The 1,592-nt window shown below is 73.3% G+C and carries 2 protein-coding genes; both read left to right on the top strand.

Annotated elements, in window-relative coordinates:
- Positions 1-119 precede the first annotated feature (119 nt).
- On the top strand, positions 120-1,334 hold the full coding sequence (locus tag PV363_RS17760) for a GAF domain-containing protein (RefSeq protein ID WP_301023087.1): 1,215 nt from the start codon (positions 120-122) through the stop codon (positions 1,332-1,334).
- 70 nt (positions 1,335-1,404) lie between these two features.
- Positions 1,405-1,592 (top strand): hypothetical protein (locus PV363_RS17755; protein ID WP_301023086.1); only part of this gene is annotated, 188 nt, incomplete at its 3' end.

Below are 1,592 nucleotides of genomic sequence, written 5' to 3'. Positions count from 1 at the left end.
ACCTCCATTCACCTCGCCGACCCACGTCCTCTGCGCTGACCGCCTGCCGCGCTGACCGCGTGGGGCGGGACGATCCCGTCGGCTCCAGCCCGGGCCGCGGGGTTCTCTAGCCTGGCGGCGTGGTCGACATCGCAGGTGAGTCCGATCAACCGAGAGCGCGACGGCGGCTGCTCGATGCCGTGCTGTCGGTCGGGGCCGGGCTCGACCTCCCGGTCACGCTCCAGCGCATCGTGGAGGCCGCGACGGAGCTGGTCGACGCGCGCTACGGGGCACTCGGGGTCCTCGACGCCAGCGGCACGCGGCTGGTCCGCTTCCTGACGGTCGGCGTCGACGACGAGACCTACCGTCGCATCGGCGACCTGCCGGAAGGTCACGGCATCCTCGGCCTGCTCATCGTCGACGCCAAGCCGCTGCGCCTGCCGGACCTGAGCGAGCACCCCGACAGCGTCGGCTTCCCGCCGAACCACCCGCCGATGACGTCGTTCCTCGGCGTGCCGATCCGGGTTCGCGACGAGGTGTTCGGCAACCTCTACCTCACCGACAAGACGACCGCGCCGACGTTCAGCGACGCGGACGAGGAACTGGTCGTCGCCCTCGCCGCGGCCGCCGGTGTCGCGATCGAGAACGCCCGCCTGCACGCCCGGGTCCGCGACCTCGTGCTCGCCGAGGACCGCGAGCGCATCGCCCGCGACCTGCACGACACGGTGATCCAGCGGCTGTTCGCGGTCGGACTGTCGCTGCAGGGCACCACCCGCCTGGTCGAGAGCGACAGCGCCACCGCGGTCGCCCGCATCGGCACGGCCATCGACGAGCTGGACATGACCGTCAAGGACATCCGCTCGGCGATCTTCGGGCTGGAGTCCAGCCTGGCGGCGGGCCCGACCTCGGGGCTCCGGACGCGCCTGCTGGCTCTGGTGCGGGAGTCCGCGTCGTCGTTCGGGTTCGAGCCCCGCGTGCTGTTCGACGGGCCGATCGACACCTCGGTGGGCGACGACGTGGCCGACGACCTGGTGGCGACGTTGCGCGAGGCGCTCAGCAACGTCGTCCGCCACGCCTCGGCCCGCCACGTCGACGTGGCGGTGGTCGCGGGAGGTGGCGAGCTGACCCTCACGGTGACCGACGACGGGGTCGGTCCCCCTGCCGATGCGGTGACCGGCACCGACGACGAGCGGGAGGACGACGATGATTCCCACCCCGAGCCGGCCCCCGAGCCCCGACGCCGGCACGGCCTGCGCAACATGGCGTCCCGGGCGCTGGCGGCGGGGGGCTCGTCGGAGCTGCGGCCGGGGGCGGCCGGTGGTGCGGTCCTGACCTGGCGGGTCTCGCTCTCCTGACCCGGAGCTGGTCGCACGGAGTGACCTTCGGCCCTTGGCCGGGCGGCCCGAGCGGGGCACCCTGGCGCGAGTGAAGCGTGGCATCGAGGCGACGACGACCCTGCAGGTCTCGTTCGAGCAGGTGAGTCGCGTCCTGGCGGACGATCCGGGAGCCATCGTGCTCGACGGGGACGTCGAGCAGCCCGACCGGCCGGGCGAGGACGGTCACCTGCGGTCGACGCTCGGCGTCGAGGTGGGGGCGACCGCGTTCCGGCAGGT

The organism is Mumia sp. (assembly GCF_028803055.1).
In the GTDB taxonomy this organism is placed as follows: Bacteria; Actinomycetota; Actinomycetes; order Propionibacteriales; family Nocardioidaceae; genus Mumia.
This window is presented reverse-complemented; position numbering and strand designations above follow the sequence as displayed.